The organism is Xanthobacter albus (assembly GCF_043194895.2).
Taxonomy (GTDB): domain Bacteria; phylum Pseudomonadota; class Alphaproteobacteria; order Rhizobiales; family Xanthobacteraceae; genus Xanthobacter.
On the sequence record NZ_CM195532.1, the window covers coordinates 3,818,655 to 3,842,060 of the forward strand.

A 23,406-nucleotide genomic window follows, 5' to 3' on the forward strand; every position below is an offset into this window, starting at 1 on the left:
GGCGCGCCTGCCCGGCCTTGGACAGTTTGTCCACTCGCCCCACCGCATGGCGCGGCGCGAGAACGCGCCATGGTTCGCTTCAAGCATGCGCAGGACATCCCGCTCCGGGAGATCGCGCCTGAACACACGCCCGACGCGACCTTTCCCCGCCGCCTCGGCGGCCGGCCCCGCGCGGCGCGCCTTGCCCCCGGGCCGGGCGCGGCGGCGATCCACATGGCGAACGGAGGCCCGAGCGGGCGGCCTTTCGCCCTTTCCCGCGTCGTTGCCCGGCGCGTCTGGCACCGCAAGGAGGCGGGATTCGCCCGATAGACCTCATGACCCTCGACGTACTCGACCTGTCGCGGCTCCAGTTCGCGACGACCGCGCTCTACCATTTCCTGTTCGTGCCCCTCACCCTCGGCCTCTCCGTGCTGCTCGCCATCATGGAGACCGTGTACGTCATGACCGGCCGCACCATCTGGCGGCAGATGACGAAGTTCTGGGGCACGCTGTTCGGCATCAATTTCGTGGTCGGCGTGGCCACCGGCCTCGTGATGGAATTCCAGTTCGGCATGAACTGGAGCTATTATTCCCTCTACGTGGGCGACATCTTCGGCGCGCCGCTGGCCATCGAGGGCCTCATGGCCTTCTTCCTGGAGGCGACCTTCGTCGGCCTGTTCTTCTTCGGCTGGGACAAGCTCTCCAAGGTCGGCCACCTCGCCGCCACGTGGTGCGTGGCCATCGGCTCGAACCTGTCGGCGCTGTGGATCCTGGTCGCCAACGGCTGGATGCAGAACCCCGTGGGCGCCGTCTTCAACCCGCAGACCATGCGCATGGAGGTGGCGAACTTCTTCGACGTGGTGATGAACCCGGTCGCCCAGGCCAAGTTCGTGCACACCGTCTCGGCGGGCTATGTCACCGCTTCCATCTTCGTGCTGGGCGTTTCCGCGTGGTACCTGCTGAAGGGCCGGCACACGGACCTCGCCAAGCGCTCCATGACGGTGGCCGCCTCCTTCGGCCTCGCCGCCTCCCTCTCGGTGGTGGTGCTGGGTGACGAGAGCGGCTATCTCGCCACCGAGCACCAGAAGATGAAGCTCGCCGCCATCGAGGCCATGTGGGAGACGGAGCCGGCGCCCGCCGCCTTCACCCTGTTCGGCTTCCCGAGCCAGAACGAGCGCGAGACCCACTTCGCCGTGCGCATTCCGTGGGCGCTGGGCCTCATCGCCACCCGCTCGCTCGACACGCGGATCCCCGGCATCGAGGAACTCGTGGCGCACGCCGAGGGCCGCATCCAGAACGGCATCAAGGCGTTCGACGCCCTGCAGGCGATCCGCGCCGCCGGCGGCACCGCCGCCATCCCGCCCGCCGCCCAGCAGGCGTTCGAGGAATACGGCCACGACCTCGGCTATGCGCTGCTGCTGAAGCGCTACGTGGACGATCCGCGCCAGGCCACCGCCGATCAGATCAAGCAGGCGGCGTGGGACACGGTGCCGAGCGTGCCCACCCTGTTCTGGTCGTTCCGCATCATGGTGGGGCTCGGCTTCTTCTTCATCCTGTTCCTCGGCACCTTCTTCGTGCTCTCCGCCCGCCGGAAGCTGGACCGCTACCCGCTGCTGCTGAAGCTCGCGGTGGTGGCGATCCCGCTGCCCTGGCTCGCGGCGGAGCTCGGCTGGGTGGTGGCCGAGGTGGGGCGCCAGCCCTGGAACATCGAAGGTGTGCTGCCCACGGTGGCGGGCGTCTCCAGCCTCGGCGCCACCACGGTGCTCGTCACCCTCGCCGGCTTCGTGACCATCTACACCGTGCTGTTCATCATCGAGATGAGCCTGATGGTCCGCGCCATCCGCAAGGGGCCGGAACCGGACGAGGCGCCGGAAGCCGTGCTCATCCCCCACGCCTTCGCCGGTGCGGAGTAATCCCATGGTCCTTCACACTCTCATCGACTACGACACCCTCCGCGTCATCTGGTGGCTGCTGCTCGGCGTGCTGCTCATCGGCTTCGCGCTGATGGACGGGTTCGACCTCGGCACCGGCATGCTCCTGCCCTTCGTCGCGCGGACGGACACCGAGCGGCGGGTGGTCATCAACGCGGTGGGCCCGGTCTGGGAAGGCAACCAAGTGTGGCTGATCCTCGGCGGCGGCGCCATCTTCGCCGCCTGGCCGGCGCTCTATGCGGTGTCCTTCTCCGGCTTCTACCTCGCCATGTTCGCGATCCTGTTCGCGCTGATTCTGCGGCCCGTGGGCTTCAAGTACCGCTCGAAGCGGGAGAGCGCGGCATGGCGCGCGGCGTGGGACTGGGCGCTGTTCATCGGCGGCTTCGTGCCGGCGCTGGTGATGGGCGTGGCGGTGGGCAACGTGCTCCAGGGCGTGCCCTTCCACTTCAACGGCGAGCTGCGCATCTTCTACGACGGCACCACGCTGTTCGAGCTGCTGAACCCCTACGGCATCCTCGCCGGGCTGGTCTCGGTGGCCATGCTCGTCATGCACGGCGCCGCCTGGCTGGTGCTGAAGACCGAGGGGCCGGTGGCGACGCGGGCGCGCGCCGCGGGCTCGGCGGCTGCGCTCGTCACCATCGCCCTGTTCGTGCTCGGCGGCGTGTGGCTCTATGCCGGCATCGACGGCTACCGCATCACCAGCGCGTTCGTGGTCGACGGCCCCTCGAACCCGCTGGCCAAGACGGTGGAGGTGGGCCCGCACATCTGGTTCGCCAATTATGCGGCCCATCCGTGGATGATGGCGGGGCCGGCGCTGGGCATCCTGGGCGCCGCGCTCGCCTTCGTGCTGTTCCGCGCGCGGTCCGAGGTGGGCGCGCTGCTCATGAGCGCGCTGTCCATCTTCGGCATCATCTCGACCGTGGGCCTCTCCATGTTCCCCATCATCCTGCCCTCCACGGTGGACCCGCGCTCCAGCCTCACCGTGTGGGACTCCTCCTCCAGCCACATGACCCTGTTCATCATGCTGGTGGTGGCGCTGGTGTTCGTGCCCCTCGTCGTGGCCTACACGAGCTTCGTCTACCGGGTGCTGTGGGGGAAGGTGGAGGAGCGCTCCATCACCGACGGCTCCGGCCACGCCTATTAGGGTCGCGGCCGCTCCAGATCTTGAATCCGACGCGTCTTCCGCCCGCGGACGGGCATTCCCCGCGCGAAGACGCCCTGGGAAAGGAGAAATTGCAATGTGGTACTTCGCCTGGCTGCTCGGCCTGCCCCTGGCCGCCGCCTTCGCCGTGCTCAACGCCATGTGGTACGAGCTGATCGACGACCGCGCCCGCGCCGAGGCCGAGGGCCGCGAGGCCTGACGGTGGGCCACGCGTTGGCCTCGCGATGACGCAATGACGGCGCCCGCCCCGGCCGGCGCCGCCATCGTGGGCGGGTGGCGCCCATCCGAGCCGCCGCACAGGGCGGGGCCGCCCAGCTTGACCCCGCCCCGATCCTTCCGCCACGATTCACGCTCATGAACGCGCCCATCCCGCCCACATCCTGCGCCGGCGCCCTGCCGCGCGCGCCCGGCGATGGCGCCCGCCCAAAGGAGCACCGGCCATGACAGACCGCGCCGGCGACGCCATGACCGACCCGACCACCGATGCCGAGGCGAGCTGCCGCAACCTGCGGCTGCTCATCGCCCTGCGCTGGGTCGCGGTGGCCGGGCAGGTGTTCGCCATCGCGGTGGTGCACCTGTGGCTCGGAATCACGTTGCCCGTCGCCCAGATGGGGTTCGTGATCCTGCTGCTCATGGGCCTCAACCTTGCCAGCATCCGCCGCTGCGCCTCGGCGCGCCCGGTGAGCGACACGGAGCTGTGCGCGGAGCTGCTGGCGGATGTCGCCGCCCTCACCATCCAGCTCTACCTGAGCGGGGGCGCCACCAATCCCTTCATCTCGCTCTACCTGCTCCAGGTCATCCTGGGGGCGGTGCTGCTCTCGCCGCTGGCCACCTGGGTCATCGTCGGCGTGTCGAGCGCGTGCTTCGTGGGGCTGATGCGGTTCTACCAGCCGCTGGACATGCCGGGGTTCCGCCACCATCTGCCGGCCACCGACCTGCACACCCAGGGCATGTTCCTGTGCTTCCTGCTGGCCTCGGCGCTGGTGGTGCTGTTCGTCACCCGCATCAACGGCAATCTGCGCCGGCGCGACGCGCGCCTCGCCGAGCTGCGCCAGCACGCGGTGGAGGAGGAGCACGTGGTGCGCATGGGCCTGCTCGCCTCCGGCGCCGCGCATGAGCTGGGGACGCCTCTGTCCACCCTGGCGGTGATCCTCAGCGACTGGCGACGCATGCCGCGCTTCCGCGACGACGCGGAGCTGGCGGAGGAGCTGGACGAGATGCAGGCCGCCCTCGCCCGTTGCAAGACCATCGTCTCCCACATCCTCATCGCCGCGGGAGAGACGCGTGGCGAGCGCGCCCGCCGCTCCACCCTCTCCGCCTTCCTCGACGAGCTGGTCGGTCGCTGGCGCGACAGCCGCCGCCCGCCCGCGCTGGACTACCGCAACGCCGTGTCCGCACGGGTGGAGATCGCCAGCGACAGCGTGATCGAGCAGGCCCTGTTCAACGTGTTCGACAATGCGCTGGAAGCGGCCCGCGCCCGGGTGGACGTCGAGGCGACGCTGCAAGGCGAGGAACTGGTGGTGCGCGTCACCGACGACGGGCCCGGCTTCACCGAGGCCGCGCTCGCCCATTTCGGCACACCCTACCAGTCGAGCAAGGCGGGGCCGGGGCGCGGGCTCGGCCTGTTCCTTGCGGTCAACGTGCTGCGCAAGCTCGGCGGCGCCATCGCGGCGAGCAACCGGCCCGAGGGCGGCGCCCGCGTGGAGCTGCGGCTGCCCGTGCGCGCGCTGGCAATGCCGCCCGAGGGAGACGGCGAGGTGCCCGATGCCGCCTGAGGCCGACGCCCACAGGAACCTCCTGGTGGTGGAGGACGACGCGGCCTTCGCCCGCGCCCTGCAGCGCTCGCTGGAGCGGCGGGGCTATGTGGTGCGCGTGTGCCCGCGCCCGGAGGATCTCGACCCCATGCTGGCGGACTTCCGCCCCGGCTTCGCGGTGGTGGACCTGAAGCTTTCCGGTGTCTCCGGCGCCTCGGGGCTCGATTGCGTCCAGCGCCTGCACGCGCTCGACAGCGAGATGCGGATCGTGGTGCTCACCGGCTTCGCCAGCATCGCCACGGCGGTGGAGGCCATCAAGCTCGGCGCCTGCCACTATCTGGCCAAGCCCTCCAATGCCGACGATATCGAGGCCGCCTTCGGCCGCGCGGTGGGTGATCCCGGCGTCGCCCTGGGCGCGCGGCAAAGCTCCCTCAAAACACTGGAATGGGAGCGCATCCACGAGACGCTGGCGGAAACCGGCTTCAACGTTTCCGAAACCGCCCGCCGCCTCGGCATGCACCGCCGCACCCTCGCCCGCAAGCTGGCCAAGCGGCAGGTGACATAAGCGAGGAGCCAGACCTGAGCGAAGAGGGCGGCACGCGTTCTTGACGCGCCCCGTATCCACGCCGCATGAAAACGGTCGAAAACGCGTTCGAGCGAAGTGGAAGCCGGTTCGCGTGAAGAAAACGCGCCAACTCAAGAAACGAGAGCGTTTCGCCGATTCCAAGACACGGGGAAACGCTCTAGGCTCCGCGGTGCTCCCGTGTCCCATCGCCCCGGATCGCCGTGCTCCAGACTCCCCTGCTCAAATTCCTTGCCCGCACCCGCGACACCCTCGCCCCCCTCCGTGAGGGCGAGGTGCCGAGCTACATCCCGGAGCTCGCGAAGGCGGACCCGGACCAGTTCGGCATCGCCCTCGCCACCATCGACGGGCACGTCTACGAGACCGGGGACACACAGGTTCCCTTCACCATCCAGTCCATCTCCAAGGCGGTGGTGTTCGCCCTCGCGCTCGACACCCTGGGGGCGGCGCAGGTGGAGGCGGCCATCGATGTCGAGCCCTCCGGCGAGGCGTTCAACTCCATCCGCCTCACCGCCGAGAACCGGCCTTTCAACGCCATGGTGAACGCCGGCGCCATCGCCTGCAGCGGGCTCATCGCCGATGCCGTGGGCGCGGAGGCCTTTCCGCTCATCGCCGCCACCCTCGGCCGGTTCGCCGGGCGCGCGCTGGAGGTGGACGAGGCGGTGTTCCTCTCGGAGCGCGCCACCGGCGACCGCAACCGCGCCATCGCCTACCTGCTGCGCAACTACGGCGGCCTGCGCGGCAACGTGGACGAGGTGCTGGATGTCTACTTCCGCCAATGCTCCCTGCTGGTCACCGCCCGCGATCTCGCGGTGATGGGCGCCACCTTCGCCAACCACGGGGTCAACCCGCTGACGGGCGAGACCGTGGCCTCGCCCTACGCCATCGCCCGCACCCTGGCGGTGATGAGTTCCTCCGGCATGTACGATTTCGCCGGCGAGTGGATCTACCGGGTGGGCGTGCCGGCCAAGAGCGGGGTCGGCGGCGGCATCCTGGCGGCGCTCCCGGCCCAGCTCGGGCTCGGCACCTTCTCTCCCCGGCTCGACGTCCACGGCAACAGCGTGCGCGGCATCAAGACCTGCGAGATGATGGCCGAGGCGTTCGACCTGCACATGCTCTCGCGGCGGGACGACGTGCGCGCCTGCGTGCTCGCGGACTACGACTTCCGCACCGTGCCGGCCAAGCCCGGACGGCAATCGCGGGAGGAGGAGATCCTGGCCGCGCGGCCGGGGGCCATCCGCGTGCTGGAGCTGGCGGGCCGCCTCTCCTTCGCCAGCATGGACTATGTGAGCCGCCGCCTCGCCGACCCGGCCGGCATGCCCGAGTTCCTCATCCTCAACCTGCACCGGGTCACCACCATCACCGATGCGGCCATGACGCTGCTCATCGACATGCTGCAGGAGCAACTGCCGGCCGGCACCACCACCGTTCTGGCCGGGGTGGACGCCGGGGCGCCGGTGGCCCCGCGGGCCTGGACGCTGAAGGGCGAGGGCGCGCGTGTGCGCATCTTCGCCACCTACGAGGCGGCGGTGGAATGGGCGGAGGACCAGATCATCTTCCGCCGCGGCGGCTTTCCCGAGCGCGGGGCGGATTCCGTCCTCGCCCGCCAGGGCCTGCTCTCCGGCCTCGCCGCCCAGGACGTGGCGGAGCTGGAGCGACTTTGCATCCGCAAGGTCCACCCCGCCGGCAGCGAGATCATGGCCATCGACGCGCCGCCCAACAAGGTCCACTTCCTGCTGCGCGGCGTGGTGAGCGCGCGCGACCGCAACGGCGAGCGCGTGGACACGCTCATTCCCGGCATGGCCTTCGGCGAGCTCGCCCTCATCGGCCAGCCGCGCGCCGCCAGCGTGCGCGCCGATGGCGAGGCCATCTGCATGGAACTCTCCATGGACGAGTTCCGCCGTTTCCAGGAAACCCACCCCCGCGTGGCCGAGCGCATCATCCGCAATCTCGCCCTGTTGCTCGCGGGCCGCATCCGCCGCGCCACCGCGCGCATCGAGATGCTCACCGGCTGAAGCCGCCGCCACGCGCGGCGGCCCCTTTACAACCTCCCGGACCGATCTCACACTTCCTGGAAAAAGAAGAAGTGTTCTGGAGGGAGGCAATCATGTCGGACGTCTTCGATAAGGGGGCGGCGGCGACGCCCGCCCCGCGCCTGCGCCCCGTCACGTTCTCCGATGTCGCCGATGCCCTGCGCGCCGGCCTCGCCGATTTCCGCCGCGCGCCCGCCTTCGGGCTCGTGTTCGGCGGGATTTACGCGGCCGGCGGCATCGCGCTGCTGTCCGCCGTGTTCGCGCTCGGGCGCGGATACCTCGCCTATCCGCTGATGGCCGGCTCTGTGCTCATCGGGCCGTTCGTGGCGGCGGCGCTCTACGAGGTCAGCCGCGAGCTGGAGGCGGGCGAAAGGCCGAGCTGGGGCCGCGTGCTGCACACCATGTTCGAGCAGCGCAAACGCGAGATGAGCTGGATGGCGTTCGTCTGCATCTTCGCCTTCATCGTGTGGATGTATCAGGTGCGGCTGCTGCTCGCGCTGTTCCTGGGCTTCGCCTCGTTCGCCACCCTGCATGACTTCCTGACAGTGCTCACCACCACCGCCGACGGCCTCGCCTTCCTGGCGGTGGGGCATGTGGTGGGCGCGGCGCTGGCGCTGGCGGTGTTCTCGCTGACGGTGGTCTCGTTCCCGCTGCTGATGGAGCGCGACCTCGACGTGGTGACCGCCATGATCACCTCGGTGCAGGCGGTGCTGCTGAGCCCCGGCCCCATGATCGCCTGGGGCGCCGTGGTGGTGGCAACCCTCGTGGTCGCCGCGCTCCCGGCCTTCCTGGGGCTCGTGGTGGCCCTGCCGGTGCTGGGGCACGCCACCTGGCACCTCTACCGCAGAGCCGTGCTGCCGCCGCAGGCATAGGGCGCCTTCGAGCGAAACGGCAACCGGTCCGCGTGAAAAATATGCGTGAAATCAACGTCTTGGAGCATTATCCCGCATCATGGAATTCGGGGAAATGCTCCAGGCCACTCTGGCGACCCGTGCGCGGGGAGAGCCCCGGAGGCGTGTGCTCCGCGCGCATCTCCCCCCGCCGACCCGGCTTCGCGCGGCCCGCCCAGGGCCGGCGCAAAAGGGCATAGCCTCCCGGCGGAGGCGCCGTCAGCGCTTGTCGGGCCGGCCTGGAGCGCGAGGGGCAGGACCGGGGCCTGCCGGAGCGCCGGGCTTGGCCGGCGGGGAAGCCCGCCTGCGGCCGCGGGTGGGCTTCTTGGGCAGCTTTTTCACGAGACCGGCGAGCGGCGCATCGGGCGCGGCAGGAGCAGGCGTCGCGCCTGCCGGCACCGGTGGCGCCTTGGCCGGCACCGCGCCTGTCCCGCGGCGCACGGGCGGCTTGGAGGCAGCCGACTTCGGAGCGGCAGGCTTGGACGCCGGCGTCTTCGACGCGGACGTCCTGGGAGCGGTCGTCTTGGGCGCAGTAGTCTTGGGATTAGCAGTCTTGGGATTAGCAGTCTTGGGCGCCGCAGTCCTGGAAGCTGATGCCTTGGAAGCGCCGGCCCTTGCGGCCACCCGCGTCGCCGGCTTTGCCCCCACCGCGGCGGGCCCCACCGGCTCCGCCGCCTTGCGAACGCCCCTCCCGGCGGGCGACGATCGCGTGACGCGAGCCCCGGCGCGCGTGCGCACCGCCTCCGGCGCCCCCTCCCCCGCGCCGGGCGCGGGAGCCGCAGGCCCGCCCTGGTGTGCGATGACCGCAGCGGACTCCGACGCGGGCTCGGGCGCTGCCGTGGCGGCGGCCTTCTGCTTGGTCTTCGCCTTGGTCTTGGATGCCTTGGCCTTGGACGGCTTGTGCGGGGCGGCATCGGCCACGGCCTCCGGCGCCACCGTCACGGCGTCCTCGGCGCTGCTGCCGCCAATGCCCTTCCCCGAGACCTTGGAGGCAGCCTTCGCGGCGCGCTTGCCGGCGGCGACGGGCGGCGCATCGGCGGGCGCGGCGGGACCGGTGGCCGGCAACTTGCCCTTCGCCTTGGACTTTTCCGCGCGCCCGGCCTCGCGGTTCTTCCTGTCGGCGGGCTTCTCCGCGGGCTCGGCCTTCCGCGCCTCGGGAGCTTCCGCCTTGGCGGCCTTGACCTTGGCAGCCTTGGCGGCGAGGCGGGCGGCCATCAGGTCACCGAAGGAGAGGATCAGCGCCTTGAGGTCCTCCTCCTGCACGGCGGCGGCGGCGGTGTCGATGGAGAACCAGAAGCCGTAGCGCTGCGCGCGCTCCGGCCATTTGTTGAGAAGCCGCTTCACCTTGAGCGGAAACACCATGACATCGCACAGCACCGAGCGGATGCCGAGGTTCTTCTCATAAGTATAGATGCCGATGGCCTCGCGGGCGATGGAGCCCATGAGGCCTGCCTCCTCATAGGCCTCCCGCGCCGCCGTCTTGGCGGGGGAGAGAGCCTTCATGGGCCAGCCCTTGGGGATCACCCAGCGCCGCGTCTCGCGCGAGGTGATGAGGCGCAGCTGCACCTCGCCGTTGGCGCGCACGCGATAAGGCAATGCCGCATATTGCACCCGGCGCCCCGGGTGCCCGTTGCCAGACACAGGCATGAGCGATCCGCCTCGGCTCCCGCAAGGCTCCGGAGCGGGAGAGGGCCGCGCCCCGGAGCCGAGATCGATTCCGGCGCTGGTCTACCACAGCCGCGCCGAAGGGGAAGGCGTCACCGCCCGCTCACTGCGGCTCGGCGTCATAAACGATGGTCGCGCGCCCGCGCACCTCGATCTCCCCCGCCTCCACCGGCACAGCCATGCGCGCGGCGTCGGCCCTCATCAGCATCGGCGCGGGCATGATGGGGCTGGCGCCGTCGGCATCGGGCGTGACGGAGACGATGCGCACCAGCCGCAGGCCCGCCGCGCCGGCCACCACATTGGCCTGCTCCATGGCGTCCTTCACCGCCGCCACGCGCGCGTCCTGCGCCAGCTTGGCATGGTTGGAGAGAATGAAGGAGAGGCCCGAGGCCTGGTTGGCGCCGGCCTGCACCATCTTGTCGAGCAGGGGGCCGAGGGCATTGAGGTCACGCACGGTGATGCGCACCGCATTGCGCACCTCGAAGCCGATCAGCCGCGGCGCCTCCTTCTGCCCGTTCTGCACCGGCGCATACTGCGGCTGGAGCGAGAACTGGGACGTGGCGATGTCACGCGGCTCGATGCCCGCCGCCTTGATGGTGTCGATCAAGGCGCTCACCGCCTTGGAATTGGCCACCAGTGCCTCGTCGGCGGTCTTGCCGGCGGTGACCACGCCGGTGGACAGAACGGCGGAATCGGGCACCGCCGAGACCTTCGCCTCGCCCACCACGGTGATGGTGGCCGCCAGGGCCGCCGGCGCGGAGAAGGCGGAGAGGCCGGCGAAGGCGAAAGCGGCGGCGGCATGAAGGGATGAGCGCATCCTGAACCTCGAACGGAGCCGTCCGCGCCTGCCGCGGACGCAAGGACACCACCGTGCGAACACGGCGCCATTGCGGCGGGCGGCGGGTTACCCACGGCCAAGGTTTCCGGCGGAGGCGGCAAGGGCGGTTGCGGCGGCGCGCGGCGCACCTCCATACTTCAAGGCTTCCGGTTTCGCCCGCACCTGTGGTTAGGTGCGCGCACCTTGAAACGCGAAGATCCCATCCGCACGCCTGCAGGCACCGCCGAGGGCAGCCCTCCCGCCGCGGCCGAGGGCTTCCCCCGCGACGGCCGCCTCCGCCTGCCGCGCTGGCGCAACCTGCGCCTGTCCAGCGTGGTCGGCCGCTACGTGGTGGTGACGGTGACCATCTTCGCCGTGGCGCTGGTGAGCGTCGGCGCGCTCTATGACCGCTTCACCAAGGACCTGGAAACGACCCTGGTGGGCGAGCGCCAGTCGGCGCAGGAGGCCGCCACCGCCAACCGCATGGCCGCCTTCCTGGAGACCATGCAGTACCAGCTCACCAAGATTTCCAACTATCCCGGCCTCAACGCCTTCCTCTCGGCCCCCGAGGCGCCGGCCACCGCCGACATCGCCGCCCTGCTGCGGCTGGAGGCGGACGTGCCGGACCTCTACGGCATCCTCTTCTTCGACGCCAAGGACCAGCTACGATACGCGGTCGCCGGCCAGGCCGCCTCCGGCCCGCCCTACTGGACCAGCAAGGGCTGGTCCATCACCGGCCTGCCGGTGGTGGTGAAGGAGGGCGTGGAGATCATCGGCCCCGCGCTGCCCGAGCCCGGCCGGGCCGGCTGGATCCTGCTGCGCCGCCCCATGCGCGAGAGCGGCAACGGCCCCGGCGGCACCGTGGCGCTGCACGTGCGCCTCGCCTCCATGACCGAGCAGCTCGACAAGTCCAACACCAGCGCCATCGTGCGCATGCTGCTCTCCACCCCCTCCGGCGCCATCCTGGACGCCACCGGCCGCCCCATCCGGGAGGCGCAGGACCTCACGCCGGGCCCCGAGGTGCTGCCCGGCTGGCGGCTGATGCGCGACCACCGCTCACCCGACGTGCTCAACTCCCTGCGCTCGGCGCGCGGCTGGCTCTATGTGGGCGGCGGGCTCATCATGACGGTGGTGGTGGCGCTGTTCGTGCACCTGGGCCTGCGCATGCGGCGGCGCGTGGACCTGCTGGTGGAGGGGGCGAACGCGGTGGCGAGCGGCAACCTCACCTACCGCCTGCCCCTCACCCGCCAGGCCGACGAGATCAACGCCCTCTCCTCCGCGTTCAACACCATGGCCGAGCGCGTGAAGGACATGATCGACCGCACCGTGCGCACCGAGAAGATGGCGGTGCTGGGCCAGTTCGCCACCGGCGTCGCCCACGAGGTGCGCAATCCCCTCGCCACCATGAAGACCACCGTGCAGAGCCTGAGCCGCGACGAGCCCGACGCCGACCGGCGCGAGCTGCTCGTGGACCTGGAGGCCGAGGTGGACCGCCTGAACCGGGTGGTGAACGACCTGCTCACCTACGGCCGCCCGCATCCGGCGGCACGCGGCCCCCTCGCCGTGCGCGAGATGCTTCGCCGCACCGCAACCCTGCTGAAGCCCGTGGCGGCGGAACGCGGCGTGCATCTCGCCTCCACCGGGGATTCCAGCGCCCGCCTCCTGGCGGACGAGGATCACGTGCAGCAGATCCTGGTGAATCTCGGCCTCAACGCCCTCCAGGCGTGCACACGGGGCGGCACCGTCACCTTCCGCTCTCGCCGCGAGGGGATGCGCACCATCATCGAGATCGCGGACGACGGCCACGGCATCGCGCGGGAGGACATCGGCCGCGTCACCGATCCGTTCTTCACCACCAAGCCCACCGGTTCCGGGCTCGGCCTCACCATCTCCCAGCAGATGGTGGAGGCCAATGAAGGCACCATGAAAATCGAGAGCACCCTCGGGGTCGGCACCTTGATCTGCCTGAGCTTTCCGGCGGAGGACCCGACCCGCGAAGGGGCCTGAGGGAGGACCCATCCGGCCATGCAGACGGCATCCATACTGGTGGTGGACGACGAAGCCCCCTTCGTGCGGTCCCTGGTTTATGCCCTGAAGAAGGAGGGCATGAAGCCCACCGGCGTCAATTCCTGCGCCGCCGCCCTCGAGGCGCTGCGGGCCGGCCCAATCGACCTCGCCCTGGTGGACCTGCGCATGCCTGATGTGGATGGCATGGAGACCCTCGCACGCATGAAGGCGCTCTCCCCGGAGCTGCCGGTCATCATGATCTCCGCCCACGGCGACACCCGCGCCGCGGTGCAGGCGGTGAAGGCGGGGGCGGTGGACTACCTGACCAAGCCGTTCGAGCTCGACGACCTCATCCACTGCATCCGCCAGGCGCTCGACCGGCAGCGGATGGCCGGGGAGATCGAGTACCACCGCAGCCGCCAGCTCTCCACCGCCAGCCTCATCGGCGCCAGCGCCGCCATGGCCGCCCTGCGCGAGGCGGTGGAGCGGGTGGCCGGCAGCGGCACCTCGCGCATCCTGATCCACGGGGAGTCCGGCACCGGCAAGGCGCTGGTGGCACGGGCCATCCACGCCGGCAGCCGCCGCGCCGACCAGCCGTTCGTGGAGGTGAACTGCGCCGCCCTGCCGGAGCAGCTCATCGAGGCCGAGCTGTTCGGCGCCGAGAAGGGCGCCTACACCGGCGCCCACCAGAAGCGCACCGGCCTCGTCGCCGTGGCCGAGGGCGGAACGCTGTTCCTGGACGAAATCGGCGAGGTGCCGCTGGCGCTGCAGGCCAAGCTGCTCCACTTCCTGGAAGACGGCACCTACCGCCCGGTGGGCGCCTCCAGCGTCCATGCCGGCAACGTGCGGGTGGTGGCGGCCACCAACCGGGACCTCGCCGCGCTGGTGCGCGAGGGGCAGTTCCGCGAGGACCTCTATTATCGCCTCAACGTCATCAACGTGGCGGTGCCGGCCCTGCGCGCGCGCGCCGGCGACGCCCTGGTGCTGGCGGACCACTTCGCCGCCCGCTACGCCCACCAGGAGGGCTGCGCGCCCGTCTCCCTCGCGCCCGAGACGGCTGCCCTGCTCGAAGCCCATCCGTGGCCGGGCAACGTGCGCGAGCTGAAGAACCTCATCGAGCGCCTGACCATCCTCTATCCCGGCCGGGTCATCTCGCCCGATCTCCTGCCCCAGGAGCTGCGCGGCGGCGCGGCCCCCCTCGCCGCCGGTGCGGACGCGGCGGGCGCGAGCGCGGGCGCCGGCACCATCGGCGACCACATGGACCATGCGGAGCGCCAGCTGCTCCAGGAAGCGCTGAGCCGCGCCAGCGGCCACAAGGGGCGGGCGGCCGAGACCCTCGGCATCTCCCGCCACGCCCTGAAGCGCAGGCTCCAGCGCCTCGGCCTCTGAGCGCGCATCTTGAGCGCTTTCCGCTCATGAGCGCCGCTCAGGGGAGCGAATTCCGCTCAGCTGCGCGCTCACCGCTCATCACCCCTGCAAAAAACTACTGACTCCGCAAGGACGCCGTCCGCCCCCGAGCGCTGGCACGGCCCTTGCTGATCCCTGTCCAACAAGAATGAAGCGAGCGAGCGCTCGCAAGGGAGGAGGATGCCGTGGAGACACGGAAGGTGTGCCATCAGGCGTGCCGCCACGCGCGCCATCGTGTGGGCCGCCATGTGGGCCGCAACGTGCGCCGGCTCTTGAAGCACGCCGTGCTCGCCGCCTGCGTGCTGGCTGCGACGAGCCTTGCCGTCCGCGCCGAGCGCGTGACCCTCGGCGCCTCCGAGGAGGACGCAGACGCGGTGGTGGGCTGCCTCTATCCCATGAGCGGCCGGGCCACCATCTACGGCACCGACAGCATCCAGGGCATCCGCCTCGCCCTGCGCGACATCGCCGAGGGCCGCGTGACCGGCAAGCCCGGCCCGCGCCTCAGGGTGGTGGTGGACGACGACCTCTCCAAGGCCTCCTACGGCCTGCGCCTGGCCGAGGACTTCATCGACAAGGACCACGCGCGCTTCCTGTGCGGCATGGTCTCCTCGGGCGTCGCCCAGGTGGTGAGCGACCTCGCGCGGCGGCGCTCCACCATCCTGGTCGGTACCGACCACGCCTCCTCGCGCCTCACCACCGAGGCGGGGCACCCCCATTACTTCCGCGTCTCCAACGACAGCTGGACCTCCAACGCGGCCGGCGCGCGCTACCTGCGCGACATCCGCGCCGACCAGCCCTGGCAGCGCATCGCCATCCTGAACCCCGACTACGAATACGGCCATGTCTCCCGCGACGACCTGCTCGCCGCCATGGACGGCCTGGGGATGAAGTACGATGTGGTCGCTGAGCTGTGGCCCAAGCTCTACGAGCCCGACTACTCCGCCTACATCCAGGCGCTGAAGGAGCTGAAGCCGGACATCGTGGTGACGGCCCTGTGGGGCGGCGATTTCCTCGCCTTCCTGAAGCAGGCGCAGGCGGTGGACCTGTTCTCCCAGATGCGGGTCGCCAATTTCGACACCGGCGCCAATTACGACGTGCTGGTGCAGCTCGGCGCCAATCCCCCGCCCGGCCTCATCCTCTCCGCCCGCCACAACAACAACTGGCCGGACACCCCCGAGAACCGCCGCTTCGTGAGCGAATTCCGGGCCATGACCGGGCGCTACCCCACCTATGCGGCGGAGGGTGCATACACCGGCATAGTCGCCATCGCGAAGGCGGTGGCGCAGGTCGGCAACGCCACCGACGACAAGGCCCTCATCGCCGCGCTGGAAGGCATGCGCCTCCGCCTGCCGGAGGATCCGGAGGGGTATGGCTCCGTCATCGATCCGGAGACCCACCAGATCCTCCAGGCCCAGGCGGTGGGCACTCCGGTGCCCGACGACCGCTTCCCCCCGGCCAAGGCCATGCTGGGCAACATCCGCGCCTATTCCGCCGAGGACCTGCGCCAGCCGCCGGACCTCGTGCGCGCCCGCCGCGCCGCGGCCAACCCCACTCAATGACGAGCATATTCAAAAGGGAGAACGTCAAGTGAAGACAAACGGATCCACCCCCCGCACGCATGGCCGCATCGCGGCCGGCGTCGCCGCCGCGGCCCTCGCCACCACCATGCTGGCGGGCCCGGCGGCCGCGGCGGAGAACGGCAAGTTCCGCGTCGGCATCGTCACCTTCCTGTCCGGCCCGGCCGCCGGCCCGTTCGGCATTCCCTCCGCCAATGCTGCCAAGGTGCTGGTGGAAGGCCTCAACAAGGGCACCCTGCCCGCCCCCTACAACACCAAGGGCATCAACGGCGCCGAGATCGAGGCCGTCATCATCGACGAGGCCGGCGGCGCCACCAAGCAGGTGGAGGAGTTCCGCAACCTCGTGCAGCGCCAGAAGGTGGACGCCGTGGTCGGCTACATCTCCTCCGGCGACTGCCTCGCCATCGCCCCGGTGGCGGAGGAACTGAAGGCCCTCACGGTGTTCTACGATTGCGGCACCTCGCGCCTGTTCGTCGAGGACGCGAACCCGAAGTATTCCTTCCGCACCGGCCTCGACGCGGCGGTGGACAACATCGGCGCGGCCCGCTACCTCGCGGCCACCAAGCCCGACGTCACCAAGATCGCCGGCATCCAGCAGAACTACGCCTGGGGCCAGGACAGCTGGCACGATTTCACCCTCGCCCTCGCGCAGACCATGCCGAAGACCAAGGTGGTCGAGAACCAGATGCCGAAGGTCTTCCAGGGCCAGTATGGCGCTGAGATCTCGGCGCTCTCCGTGAAGAAGCCGGAAGTGGTGCACTCCTCCTTCTGGGGCGGCGACATGGAAGCCTTCGTGCTCCAGGCCAACGCCCGCGGCCTGCTGGACGACACCACGCTGGTGCTCACCTGCGGCGAGTCCGCCATCGACCGCTTCAAGGACCAGGCCCCCAACGGCACCATCATCGGCGCGCGCGGCCCGTTCGGCGCCTTCGCCCCGAAGAATGAGCTGAACGACTGGTTCATCAAGGCCTACACCGCCGCCTACGACATGGCCCCCACCTACCCGGCCACCAAGATGGCGCAGGCCATCCTGGGCCTGAAGGCGGCGGCCGAGAAGGCCGGCAAGGGCGACGGCACCCTCCCCGCCACCGACGCCATCGCGGCGGCCTTCAAGGGCTCCACCTTCGAGTCCGTCAGCGGCACCGTGAAGATGGACCGCGCCGACGGCCACCAGGCCGTGCAGCCCATCTCCTACGGCACCTACAAGTACGACGCGAAGGCCGGCAAGGCGACCATCGAGAACGTCATCACCTTCTCGGGCGACTGCGTGACCCCGCCGGACGGCACCACCTCCGACGCGTGGATCAAGGCCGGCTTCCCCGGCGCCAAGTGCAACTGAGCAACTGTGCAACTGAGCAACTGAAGAACCGGCGGCTGAAGCGCCGGCAATTCGAGAAGCTGCGACAGCTCGGGATCTCCTGACCGGCCTCGATCCCGAGCCCCCGGAGCCGGCGGCAACCCCCGCCGGCTCCCTCGCCCCTAAGACGGATGCGGTCCTATGATGAGCTTCCTCGCCGTATTGATCGACGGCACAATCTATGCGTCCTGGCTGTTCCTGGTCGCCGCCGGCCTGACGGTGATCTACGGCGTCATGCGCATTCTCAACATGGCCCATGGCTCGTTCTACGCCATCGGCGCCTATGCGGCCGCCTCCGCCATCGGCTGGTACTTCGCCGACGGCACGGGCTCGGCCGGCGTGAGCTTCCTGCTCCTCATCGGCAGCGCCATCGTCGCCGGCCTCGTGGTGGGCGCGCTGGTGGAACGCGGCCTGCTGCAGTTCATGTACGGGCGCGATGAGATCCTGATGGTCATCATCACCTATGCCCTGCTGCTCATTCTCGAAGACGCGATGAAGCTGGTGTGGGGCGTGAACCCCTATTTCGCCTACCAGCCCTATACCGCGCTCGGGCGCTCCACCATCGCCGGGCTCAAGGTGTCGAACTACGACCTGCTGCTGATCTCCATCGCGCTGGCGGTGGGCCTTGCCCTGTGGGCGTGGCTGGAGCGTACCAACCTCGGCAAGATCCTGCGCGCGGTCATCCATGACCGGGAGGTGGCCCGCGCCATGGGCGTGAACGTGCGGCGCATGTTCACCCTCACCTTCCTCATTGGCACCACGCTCGGCGCGCTCGCCGGCGCGCTGACCGCGCCGTCCATCTCGGTGGTGCCGGGCATCGGTGTCGAGGTGATCGTGCTCGCTTTCGCGGTGGTGGTGGTCGGCGGCATGGGCTCCATCGAGGGCGCGGCCGTGGGCGCCCTGCTGCTCGGCCTCTCCCGCGCCGCCGCGGTGCACTTCGCCCCGCAGTTCGAGCTGTTCGTGATCTACGGCGTCATGTCCCTGGTGCTGGCCATCCGGCCGCAGGGCCTGTTCGGCCGCACGCTCGCAAGGAAGATCTGACCCATGCGCCTCGACAAGACTGAAATCGCATTGATCGGCCTTGCGGTCGTCCTGCTCGCGGGCGGCACGCTGGTCGCCCCCGGCTGGCTGATCTTCCTGCTCACCATGGCCCTCGCCAAGGCACTCGTTGTGCAGGGCGTGGTGATGCAGATGAAGGCGGGCCTCGTCTCCTTCGGCCAGGGCCTCTTCTATTGCGTCGGCGGCTACGCGGTGGGCATGGGCGGCCAGTTCCTGGGCGTCTCCGCCGGCCTCGTGCTGCTGGCGGTGGGCGTGGCGGCGGCGGTGGTGCTCGCCATGGTGCTGGGCCTGCTGATGACGCGCTACCGCGAGATCTTCTTCGCCATGCTGTCGCTGGCCTTCTCCATGATCCTCTACGGGGTGCTGGTGAAGAGCCAGGAGCTGGGCTCCACCGACGGTTTCAACGTCAACAGCTGGACCCTCCTCGGCCAGACCATCACCGGCGGCGAGCAGGCGACCCACGTGGTGTTCGTGCTTACCGTCATCGCGGCTGCGGGCGTGGCCTTCTTCCTCCACCGCTACTACCGCTCGGCCGTGGGCATGACCTGCGAGGCGATCCGCGAGAACGAGGTGCGGGTGGAATACCTCGGCCTCTCCCCGCGCTGGATCAACTACGCCAACTACGTGGCCGCGGCCGCGGTGTCGGCGCTGGGCGGCGGCCTGACCGCGCTGGCCACCGGCCACGTGGACCCGGACATGGCCTTCTGGACCACCTCCGGCGAGTTCGTGTTCATCGCCCTCCTGGGCGGCACGGGCAGCGTGTTCGCGCCGTTCCTGGCGGCCATCGTGTTCGCGCTGGTGCGGACCTACGCCATCGAGTTCCTGCCCAACGCCTGGCAGATGATCCTGGGCTTCACCCTGCTCGGCATCGTGGTGTTCCTGCCCAAGGGCCTGTGGAGCCTCTTCACCCGCCGCGCCGAGGCCCCCGTGCCAGCGGCCTCCTCTCCCACGAACGCCCGCACCGGAGGCGTCCGCGCATGACCGCCATCCTCGAAACCCGCAAGCTGAACAAATCCTTCGGGGCGGTCACCGCCGCCAAGGACCTCGACGTCAAGATCGAGAAGGGTGAGATCGTCGGCGTCATCGGCGCCAACGGGGCCGGCAAGACCACCTTCATCAACATGGTCACCGGCTACCTGCCGCCCACCTCGGGCGAGATCTTCATGGACGGCAAGCCCATCCTGGGCCTCGCTCCCCGCGCCATCACCCGCGCCGGCCTCGCCCGCTCGTTCCAGGTGGCGCAGCTCTTCCCGGAGCTCACCGTGCTGGACAACCTCGTGATCGCGCTCGCCGCGGCCGAGAGCCCGCACCCCTCGTTCCTGAAGCCGCTCCACACCAAGGCGCGCATCGCCAAGGCCGAGGAGATCCTGGCCGAGTTCAAGGTCCCGGCCTACCGCGACGCCCGCGTCACCGCCGTGCCCCAGGGCTCGCGCAAGCTCATCGACATCGCCATGGCGATGATCGGCAACCCCAAGATGCTGCTGCTCGACGAGCCCACCTCCGGCGTCAGCGTGGACGAGAAGGGCGACCTCATGGACACGGTGATGGCCGCCGTGCGCCACCACGGCCTCACCGTGCTGTTCGTGGAGCACGACATGGAGGTGGTGCGCCGCTACGTGTCGCGCATCCTCGCCTTCTACAGCGGCGAGATCATCGCCGACGGCCCGCCGGAAGCCGTGCTCGCCGACGCCCGCGTGCGCGAGCTCGTCACCGGCCATTCCGACCACAAGCCCGCCGCCCAGCAGGGGAGTTCCGTGGCATGACCCTCGCCATCTCCAACCTCGACGTGTCCATCGCCGGCATCCCGATCCTGCGGGACGTGAGCATGGAGATCCCCTCGGGCAAGATGGTGGGCCTCATCGGCCGCAACGGCGCCGGCAAGACCACGCTCATCCGCTCCATCATGGGGCTCACCGCCATCGCGGGGAAGATCGTGTTCGACGGCGCCTCCATCGGCGACCGGGAGGCCCACTGCCGCGCGCCCATGGGCATCAGCTACCTGCCGGAGGACCGCCGCCTCATCCCCACCCTCACGGTGGAGGAGAACATCCTGATGCCAGCCTGGGCCAACAAGCTGAAGGATGCCCCAGCACGGCTGGAGTGGATCTATTCCCTCATGCCCGAGATCGCGCAGTACCGCGACCGCAAGGCGCTCCAGCTCTCGGGCGGCCAGCAGAAGCTGGTGGCGCTCGGCCGCGCGCTGATGCCGGGCCGGCGGCTCCTGCTGCTGGACGAGCCGTTCGAGGGCGTGGCGCCGGTGCTCTCGCGCCGCCTCACGGAGGTGATCGGCAAGCTGCGCAGCGAGGGCATGTGCGTGCTCCTCTCGGAATCCGACGCCACCCATTCGTCCGATCTGGTCGATCAGGTGTTCAACATCGAGCGCGGGGTGGTCACCGCCAGCTGACCCCCTCTCCTGCCCTCGTTTCCATGGCGATTGCGATGACCCTGAACTTCTCCTTCGAAACCACTCCCTACGTGATCCAGGAAACCGGCGGCGCCGCCCGCCTGCCGGCGCTCGCCGCCGAGCTCGGCGCCAGGAAGCCGATGATCGTCACCGACGCCGGCCTCGTGAAGTCCGGCGTGATCGCCCCGGTGCTGGAGGCGTTCGCCGCCGCCGGCCAGCCGGTGGAGGTCTTCACCGACGTGCAGGCGGACCCGCCCGAGGACGTGGTGCTCGCCACCGTGGACGCCGCGCGGATCGCCGGCGCCGACGTCATCATCGGCATCGGCGGCGGCAGCTCCATGGACACCGCGAAGCTGGTGGCGCTGCTGCTGGGCAATCCCCAGGCCCTGCGCGACATCTACGGCATCGGCCTCGCCCGCGGGCCGCGCCTGCCGCTGATCCAGGTACCGACCACCGCCGGCACGGGATCGGAGGTGACGCCCATCTCCATCGTCACCACCCCGACCCACGAGAAGAAGGGCGTGGTGAGCCCCCTGCTCTACCCCGACATCGCGGTGCTGGACGCGAGCCTCACCACCGGCCTGCCGCCGGCGGTGACCGCCGCCACCGGCATCGATGCCATGGTGCACGCCATCGAGGCCTTCACCAGCAAGCACAAGAAGAACGCCGTCTCCGACGCCCTCGCCATCAAGGCCCTGAGCCTGCTCGCGGCCAACATGGACCGCGTGATCGCCGACGGGAAGGACGTGGAGGCGCGCTCGGCCATGCTGCAGGGCTCCATGCTCGCGGGCATGGCCTTCGCCAATGCGCCGGTGGCCGCCGTGCATGCCCTCGCCTATCCCCTGGGCGGGCACTTCCACGTGCCGCACGGCCTCTCCAACGCGCTGGTGCTCACCCCGGTGCTGCACTTCAACAAGCCGGCCGCGACCGCGCTCTATGCGGAGCTGGCGGGCGTGGTGCTGCCGGGCCGCGGCTTCGGCACCGAATACGCCGCCGCGGATGCCTTCATCGCCTTCATGCAGGAGATGGTGGCGCGCATGCCCTTCGCCCAGCGCCTCACCGACGTGGGCGTGGCCGAGGCCGACCTGGAGCGCCTGGCGGTGGACGCCATGAAGGTGGAGCGGCTGCTGATGAACAATCCGCGGCCCGTGACCCAGGCCGACGCCTTCGCCATCTACCAGTCGGTGCTCTGAGCCCGGTGCAAGACAGGGTGGCGGCAGAACGTGCCGCCACCGCCGCAATTTCAAGCCGATCTGCCGAGGAGGCTTCCCGCCATGGCCCTTCCCACCCTCACCGACACCGCGCTGCTGCGCGACAAGGCCTATATCGACGGCGCCTGGGCCGCCGCCGACAGCGCCAGGACCTTCGCCGTGACCGACCCGGCCGACGGCACCACGCTGGCCCAGGTGCCGGACATGGGCGCCGCCGAGACCCGCCGCGCCATCGCGGCCGCGGACAAGGCCCTGCCCGCCTGGCGCGCCAAGACCGCCAAGGAGCGCGCGATCATCCTGCGCAGGTGGTTCGAGCTGATCATGGCCGCCCAGGACGACCTGGCGAAGATCATGACCGCCGAGCAGGGCAAGCCGCTCGCGGAGGCGCGCGGCGAGGTGGCCTACGGCGCCTCGTTCATCGAGTGGTTCGCCGAAGAGGGCAAGCGCATCTACGGCGACGTGATCCCGAGCCACGGCGCCGACAAGCGCATCCTCGTCATCAAGCAGCCCATCGGCGTGGTGGCGGCCATCACGCCCTGGAACTTCCCCAATGCCATGATCACCCGCAAGGTGGCGCCGGCGCTGGCCGCCGGCTGCACCACCGTGGTGAAGCCGGGCGAGGACACGCCCCTCTCCGCGCTCGCCCTGGCGGAGCTCGCCGAGCGCGCGGGCATTCCGGCCGGCGTGTTCAACGTGGTGACGGCCCAGCAGGGCGCGGCCGTGGGCGGCGAGATGACCGCCAACCCCATCGTGCGCAAGCTGTCCTTCACCGGCTCCACGCCGGTGGGCAAGCTGCTCATGTCGCAGTGCGCCGGCACCGTGAAGAAGGTGAGCCTGGAGCTGGGCGGCAACGCGCCCTTCATCGTCTTCGACGACGCCGACCTCGATGCGGCGGTGGCCGGGGCCATGATGTCCAAGTACCGCAACGCGGGCCAGACCTGCGTGTGCGCCAACCGCATCATCGTCCAGGCCGGCGTCTACGACGCCTTCGCCGAGAAGCTGGCGGCGGCGGTTTCGGCCATGAAGGTGGGCCAGGGCTTCGAGGCCGGCGTCACCACCGGCCCGCTCATCAACCAGAAGGGCTTCGCCAAGGTGGACCGGCTGGTGAAGGACGCCGTGGAGAAGGGCGCCAAGGTGCTGGCGGGCGGCAAGCCCCATGCGCTGGGCGGCAATTTCTACGAGCCCACCATCCTCACCGAGGTCTCCCAGGAGATGGAGCTGTTCTCGGAGGAGATCTTCGGCCCGGTGGCGCCGCTGTTCAAGTTCGAGACCGAGGACGAGGCGGTCCGCATGGCCAACGACACCCAGTACGGCCTCGCCGCCTATTTCTACGCCCGCGACATCGGCCGCATCTGGCGGGTGGCGGAAGCGCTGGAATACGGCATCCTCGGCATCAACGAGGGCATCATCTCCACCGAGGTGGCGCCCTTCGGCGGCATCAAGGAATCCGGCATCGGCCGGGAAGGTTCCAAATACGGCGTCGATGACTTCGTGGAGATCAAGTACATGTGCCTCGGCGGCATCCGCTGAGCGCGCGTTCTTTCCACGTTCCGACAACATTCGAAGATCT

General features: G+C 70.0%; 19 protein-coding genes. 17 read left to right on the plus strand and 2 right to left on the minus strand.

Annotated features, from left to right (window positions below; genetic code table 11):
- Positions 1–314: 314 nt before the first annotated feature.
- The 7 genes from V5F75_RS17220 (at position 315) to V5F75_RS17250 (ending at position 8,314) form a co-directional block, all read left to right on the plus strand.
- Positions 315–1,892, plus strand: coding sequence for a cytochrome ubiquinol oxidase subunit I (locus tag V5F75_RS17220; RefSeq protein ID WP_394034010.1), 1,578 nt, complete (start codon positions 315–317; stop codon positions 1,890–1,892).
- 4 nt (positions 1,893–1,896) lie between these two features.
- On the plus strand, positions 1,897–3,054 hold the full coding sequence (gene cydB, locus V5F75_RS17225; protein WP_394034011.1) for a cytochrome d ubiquinol oxidase subunit II: 1,158 nt from the start codon (positions 1,897–1,899) through the stop codon (positions 3,052–3,054).
- Between the two features lie 94 nt (positions 3,055–3,148).
- Complete coding sequence (gene cydX, locus V5F75_RS17230) at positions 3,149–3,271, plus strand: cytochrome bd-I oxidase subunit CydX (protein WP_394034012.1); 123 nt, start codon at positions 3,149–3,151, stop codon at positions 3,269–3,271.
- A 241-nt stretch (positions 3,272–3,512) separates the two neighbouring features.
- Positions 3,513–4,847, plus strand: coding sequence for an ATP-binding protein (locus tag V5F75_RS17235; protein WP_394034013.1), 1,335 nt, complete (start codon positions 3,513–3,515; stop codon positions 4,845–4,847).
- On the plus strand, positions 4,837–5,391 hold the full coding sequence (locus V5F75_RS17240) for a response regulator transcription factor (protein WP_394034014.1): 555 nt from the start codon (positions 4,837–4,839) through the stop codon (positions 5,389–5,391). The genes V5F75_RS17235 and V5F75_RS17240 overlap by 11 nt, the downstream gene beginning before the upstream one ends.
- Positions 5,392–5,612: 221 nt before the next feature.
- Entirely contained in the window at positions 5,613–7,424 is a 1,812-nt protein-coding gene (gene glsA, locus V5F75_RS17245; RefSeq protein ID WP_394034015.1) for a glutaminase A, read from the plus strand.
- A gap of 92 nt (positions 7,425–7,516) precedes the next feature.
- Positions 7,517–8,314, plus strand: a complete 798-nt coding sequence (locus V5F75_RS17250; RefSeq protein WP_394034016.1) for a DUF2189 domain-containing protein — start codon at positions 7,517–7,519, stop codon at positions 8,312–8,314.
- A 237-nt stretch (positions 8,315–8,551) separates the two neighbouring features.
- On the opposite strand, the gene V5F75_RS17255 is transcribed toward V5F75_RS17250, so the two are convergent.
- Positions 8,552–9,979, minus strand: coding sequence for an NUDIX hydrolase (locus V5F75_RS17255; RefSeq protein WP_394034017.1), 1,428 nt, complete (start codon positions 9,977–9,979; stop codon positions 8,552–8,554).
- Positions 9,980–10,100: 121 nt separating this feature from the next.
- Positions 10,101–10,814: an SIMPL domain-containing protein gene (locus tag V5F75_RS17260; RefSeq protein ID WP_394034018.1), complete on the minus strand. Its 714-nt coding sequence runs from the start codon at positions 10,812–10,814 to the stop codon at positions 10,101–10,103.
- Positions 10,815–11,018: 204 nt separating this feature from the next.
- On the opposite strand from V5F75_RS17260, the gene V5F75_RS17265 reads away from it, so the two are divergent.
- The 10 genes from V5F75_RS17265 (at position 11,019) to V5F75_RS17310 (ending at position 23,366) form a co-directional block, all read left to right on the plus strand.
- Positions 11,019–12,821, plus strand: coding sequence for a sensor histidine kinase (locus V5F75_RS17265; RefSeq protein WP_394034019.1), 1,803 nt, complete (start codon positions 11,019–11,021; stop codon positions 12,819–12,821).
- An 18-nt stretch (positions 12,822–12,839) separates the two neighbouring features.
- The gene (locus V5F75_RS17270; RefSeq protein ID WP_394034020.1) at positions 12,840–14,210 is read left to right on the plus strand and encodes a sigma-54-dependent transcriptional regulator; all 1,371 of its coding nucleotides are present in this window, start codon (positions 12,840–12,842) and stop codon (positions 14,208–14,210) included.
- Between the two features lie 203 nt (positions 14,211–14,413).
- Entirely contained in the window at positions 14,414–15,787 is a 1,374-nt protein-coding gene (locus V5F75_RS17275; RefSeq protein ID WP_394034021.1) for an ABC transporter substrate-binding protein, read from the plus strand.
- A gap of 28 nt (positions 15,788–15,815) precedes the next feature.
- Positions 15,816–17,144: an ABC transporter substrate-binding protein gene (locus V5F75_RS17280; protein WP_394034022.1), complete on the plus strand. Its 1,329-nt coding sequence runs from the start codon at positions 15,816–15,818 to the stop codon at positions 17,142–17,144.
- A 159-nt stretch (positions 17,145–17,303) separates the two neighbouring features.
- A complete protein-coding gene (locus V5F75_RS17285; RefSeq protein WP_394034023.1) occupies positions 17,304–18,203 on the plus strand; it encodes a branched-chain amino acid ABC transporter permease in 900 nt (299 codons plus the stop codon).
- A 3-nt stretch (positions 18,204–18,206) separates the two neighbouring features.
- Positions 18,207–19,202 carry a branched-chain amino acid ABC transporter permease gene (locus V5F75_RS17290; RefSeq protein ID WP_394034024.1) on the plus strand — a complete coding sequence of 332 codons (996 nt, stop codon included), beginning with the start codon at positions 18,207–18,209 and terminating at the stop codon, positions 19,200–19,202.
- Positions 19,199–19,984 (plus strand): ABC transporter ATP-binding protein, encoded by a 786-nt coding sequence (locus V5F75_RS17295; RefSeq protein WP_394034025.1) that lies wholly within the window; start codon positions 19,199–19,201, stop codon positions 19,982–19,984. Before V5F75_RS17290 ends, V5F75_RS17295 begins: the two co-directional genes overlap by 4 nt.
- On the plus strand, positions 19,981–20,625 hold the full coding sequence (locus V5F75_RS17300) for a branched-chain amino acid ABC transporter ATP-binding protein (protein WP_394034026.1): 645 nt from the start codon (positions 19,981–19,983) through the stop codon (positions 20,623–20,625). The genes V5F75_RS17295 and V5F75_RS17300 overlap by 4 nt, the downstream gene beginning before the upstream one ends.
- Positions 20,626–20,660: 35 nt before the next feature.
- Positions 20,661–21,818, plus strand: coding sequence for an iron-containing alcohol dehydrogenase (locus V5F75_RS17305; protein ID WP_394034027.1), 1,158 nt, complete (start codon positions 20,661–20,663; stop codon positions 21,816–21,818).
- An 81-nt stretch (positions 21,819–21,899) separates the two neighbouring features.
- A complete protein-coding gene (locus V5F75_RS17310) occupies positions 21,900–23,366 on the plus strand; it encodes an NAD-dependent succinate-semialdehyde dehydrogenase (protein ID WP_394034028.1) in 1,467 nt (488 codons plus the stop codon).
- The last annotated feature ends 40 nt before the right edge of the window (positions 23,367–23,406 follow it).

Bases quoted from the DNA above. Each gene is read 5' to 3' on its own strand.
- V5F75_RS17220 (WP_394034010.1), top strand. From the start codon at position 315: ATGACCCTCGACGTACTCGACCTGTCGCGGCTCCAGTTCGCGACGACC.
- cydB (WP_394034011.1), top strand. From the start codon at position 1,897: ATGGTCCTTCACACTCTCATCGACTACGACACCCTCCGCGTCATCTGG.
- cydX (WP_394034012.1), top strand. From the start codon at position 3,149: ATGTGGTACTTCGCCTGGCTGCTCGGCCTGCCCCTGGCCGCCGCCTTC.
- V5F75_RS17235 (WP_394034013.1), top strand. From the start codon at position 3,513: ATGACAGACCGCGCCGGCGACGCCATGACCGACCCGACCACCGATGCC.
- V5F75_RS17240 (WP_394034014.1), top strand. From the start codon at position 4,837: ATGCCGCCTGAGGCCGACGCCCACAGGAACCTCCTGGTGGTGGAGGAC.
- V5F75_RS17250 (WP_394034016.1), top strand. From the start codon at position 7,517: ATGTCGGACGTCTTCGATAAGGGGGCGGCGGCGACGCCCGCCCCGCGC.
- V5F75_RS17255 (WP_394034017.1), bottom strand. From the start codon at position 9,979: ATGCCTGTGTCTGGCAACGGGCACCCGGGGCGCCGGGTGCAATATGCG.
- V5F75_RS17260 (WP_394034018.1), bottom strand. From the start codon at position 10,814: ATGCGCTCATCCCTTCATGCCGCCGCCGCTTTCGCCTTCGCCGGCCTC.
- V5F75_RS17270 (WP_394034020.1), top strand. From the start codon at position 12,840: ATGCAGACGGCATCCATACTGGTGGTGGACGACGAAGCCCCCTTCGTG.
- V5F75_RS17285 (WP_394034023.1), top strand. From the start codon at position 17,304: ATGATGAGCTTCCTCGCCGTATTGATCGACGGCACAATCTATGCGTCC.
- V5F75_RS17290 (WP_394034024.1), top strand. From the start codon at position 18,207: ATGCGCCTCGACAAGACTGAAATCGCATTGATCGGCCTTGCGGTCGTC.
- V5F75_RS17295 (WP_394034025.1), top strand. From the start codon at position 19,199: ATGACCGCCATCCTCGAAACCCGCAAGCTGAACAAATCCTTCGGGGCG.
- V5F75_RS17300 (WP_394034026.1), top strand. From the start codon at position 19,981: ATGACCCTCGCCATCTCCAACCTCGACGTGTCCATCGCCGGCATCCCG.
- V5F75_RS17305 (WP_394034027.1), top strand. From the start codon at position 20,661: ATGACCCTGAACTTCTCCTTCGAAACCACTCCCTACGTGATCCAGGAA.
- V5F75_RS17310 (WP_394034028.1), top strand. From the start codon at position 21,900: ATGGCCCTTCCCACCCTCACCGACACCGCGCTGCTGCGCGACAAGGCC.